4 protein-coding genes are annotated in these 2843 nt (G+C 43.1%); 2 read left to right on the top strand and 2 right to left on the bottom strand.

Annotated elements, in window-relative coordinates; all coding sequences use genetic code 11:
- A partial coding sequence (locus tag LD39_RS06375) for an alpha/beta fold hydrolase (RefSeq protein WP_035544136.1) occupies positions 1 to 308 on the bottom strand: 308 nt, incomplete at its 3' end.
- A gap of 96 nt (positions 309 to 404) precedes the next feature.
- Between LD39_RS06375 and LD39_RS06370 the strand changes: the two genes are divergently transcribed.
- Positions 405 to 1172, top strand: a complete 768-nt coding sequence (locus tag LD39_RS06370) for a cobalamin-binding protein (RefSeq protein WP_035544133.1) — start codon at positions 405 to 407, stop codon at positions 1170 to 1172.
- Positions 1173 to 1200: 28 nt separating this feature from the next.
- Here LD39_RS06370 and LD39_RS06365 read toward each other — a convergent pair whose 3' ends face one another.
- Positions 1201 to 2007, bottom strand: a complete 807-nt coding sequence (locus LD39_RS06365; RefSeq protein WP_035544140.1) for an MBL fold metallo-hydrolase — start codon at positions 2005 to 2007, stop codon at positions 1201 to 1203.
- Between the two features lie 99 nt (positions 2008 to 2106).
- On the opposite strand from LD39_RS06365, the gene LD39_RS06360 reads away from it, so the two are divergent.
- On the top strand, positions 2107 to 2634 hold the full coding sequence (locus tag LD39_RS06360) for a GNAT family N-acetyltransferase (protein ID WP_052158752.1): 528 nt from the start codon (positions 2107 to 2109) through the stop codon (positions 2632 to 2634).
- Positions 2635 to 2843: the final 209 nt, after the last annotated feature.

Genomic DNA, 2843 nt, shown 5'->3' with positions numbered 1-2843 from the left:
AGAGCGATAGCCGTTGGCCCGGCCGCTGATATTGCAATTACAAACACAGAATCAATGGCTAAGTGATCAAGGATTTCAACGATGGTATCTGCGAAATCCTCTGGTGTCTTACCAGTTGAGACTTCTGTATAGTCGTAGCCTGGTCGTGACACAGTCAACAAAGAAAAGCCTTCATAGATGAGACTGCTGTGAGACAAATCAGTATCCCGTGTTGAGTGTCCACCTTTTAGTAAAAGTACTGTAGGGCCTACTCCTTTATATGTAAATTCAACGATTCCTTTAGTCGTATCGAGCAGCATGGTGGTCATTTTAGCTCATCCCTTTCATCATTTTCCCTGCTTCAAATATAAGCTATAATGAAAGAAATTGAAACATCTGATCATTCTGAAAAAAGGGGTGGATTTGTGAGGATTGTGTCGATTTGTCCCAGTAACACTGAAATTGTAGCTTATCTTGGTCAAACGGACATGTTGGTTGGTGTCGACAATTATTCTGACTATCCAGATCAAGTGAAGCAATTACCAAAACTTGGGCCTGATTTATCGATAGATATGGAAAAAGTGGCAAACCTGAAACCGGATCTTGTATTGGCAAGTTTGTCTGTACCAGGGATGGAAAAGAATATCGAAGGTCTCAAAGAGAAAGGCTTGCCTTACATTGTATTAAATTCAAACCATTTATATGAGATAGCCAGCGATATTAGAAAAGTAGGGAAGGAAATCGGGATAGAGAAAGAGGGAAACTTAAAAGCAGATGAATTTCTTAGAGAAATTGAAGAATTTCGAAAGGAAGCTGAATCCTTAGACAAGAAGCCTTCTGTCTATTGGGAATGGTGGCCGAAACCGATCTTCACACCTGGAAGAACCAATTGGCTGACAGAGATCAGTGAGCTGGCAGGAGCTCGGAATGTTTTTGATACAGACCCGGGTGCTAATATCCAGACTGACTGGGAAGAAGTGAAGAAGCGCAATCCAGATCATATATGCATGGTGTGGGTAGGGGTGAAGGAAGAGAAAATGAATCCGGAGCTTCTAAAAAAGCGTCCAGGCTGGATGGAATTGGATGCGGTTAAAAACAATCGTATTCATGTGTTAGAAGAGTCATTATTTTGCAGACCAAGCCCACGTTTACTTGAAGGCTTAAAAAAACTTATAAAAGTTTTAAAAAAGTGAAGACAAGCTGCGAGCCTGCCTTCACTTTTCAATGAAGCTTATTTCTGTTTTTTGGAATAGCCAACTCTTTAAAATTCAACGCAAGTTCGCTTAGTTGCTGGGCGAGCAATTCACCTTCCATAGGCAGTCCGTGACCGGTCACAGCTACTTTAGGATTCAGAGAGGCTAATTTTTTTACGGACTTCTCTGCTTCTTGCCAGTTGTGGGTAAAGTATGCAGGTGGCCCATGAACATGCTGATGTTGAATGAAGACAGCCATGCTTGATTCTTGTTTAACTGTAATAATCGCATCACCTGCAAGTAATGTCCGATCTTTATCTCTAAACAGCGAAATATGACCAGGAGTATGACCGGGCGTATGAATGACTCGCCAGTCTTGTAAAAAAGCCAGCGGTTCGTCTTGAGAGAGCGGATGGATATACTTGCTTAAGTCCACAGGATCTGTAGGGAAGAAGGGAGATAAGATTGAAAATAACCCACCTCCTACGGTTGCATTACCGACAGGGTAATCTCTTTTTCCTGTTACATAATCCATTTCCATGGGGTGGATGTAGATGGGTACATTCCAATGATCCGCCAGCTTTTTCGCAGAGCCAACGTGATCAAAATGGCCATGGGTCAAAACAATCGCTTTCGGGGGTTGGTCTCCAAAACGTTTATTTGCAGCTTCGATGATCCGCTTTGCATAGTGACCAATTCCACAATCGAGTAGCACCCAGTCCTTAGATCCAGATTTTCCAATAAAAACGACGTTGACGATCAACGTTCTATAAACCGCAACATCTTCCAGAACCTGTTCAGCTTCCGCATTTTCCATATGATAATGCTCATTCATATCGGCTTCATATTCAAACTTATCCAGGGTGATCACCTTCTTTTTTCATAGTTTGGATGGAGTTCACCGTTCTATACACAGAGAAGGAAGGGAGAAATCATGATGCAAATAAGAAAAGCGTGTTTTGACGATGCCCGTGGAATTGCTGAGGTCAGCGTAAGTGCTTGGCAAAGTACGTACAAAGGAATTGTAGCTGATGACTTTTTGGATTCTTTGTCTGTTCAAAAAAGAACGGAAAAATGGGCTGATAAGATTAACGGAAAAGATGAGATTATTTATATAGCTGAAAAGGAAGGTAAGATTGTCGGGTACGCCAGCGGTGGCGGAGAGCGAGGAGGGTCCTCACAGTTTGATGGTGAGCTTTATGCGATTTATTTGCTCAAGGTAGCTCAGAAAAAAGGGATAGGAAAGCTTATCTTATTTTATCTGTTGAATGATATGGAGAAGCGAGGTTATCGTTCTTTACTTGTTTGGATATTGAAAGATAACCGCTCTAAGGGTTTTTACGAGAAGTTAGGTGCGAAGAGGGTACTTGAGGATGCGATTGTTTTAAGCGGCGTTAGCTACCAATTACTAGGGTACGGCTGGCAAAGTTTGAACGAGCTTCGTGATAAGTGCACTAAATAAGGGCTGTTGATTTTTCTTAATAAACTAAAGCACCCGATTGTTGAAGACTCGGTTCCGAGACTTTTATGTGCGGTGATGGTGGTGGGGAAAACGACTGCCTTTCCGCGGGCATGCGCTGAGCCTCCTCAGGTTGCGCTTCCGGGGTCTCACCTGTCATGCTCATCCCACAGGGCGCTGCCCGAGGAAGCTCGCCGGTTCCCCCACAGGAA

Origin of the sequence: Halobacillus sp. BBL2006, assembly GCF_000786645.1 — a bacterium.
Lineage (GTDB): Bacteria > Bacillota > Bacilli > Bacillales > Halobacillaceae > Halobacillus.
The sequence above is the reverse complement of the archived record's forward strand: the minus strand, read 5'-3'. Positions and strand labels throughout refer to the sequence as shown.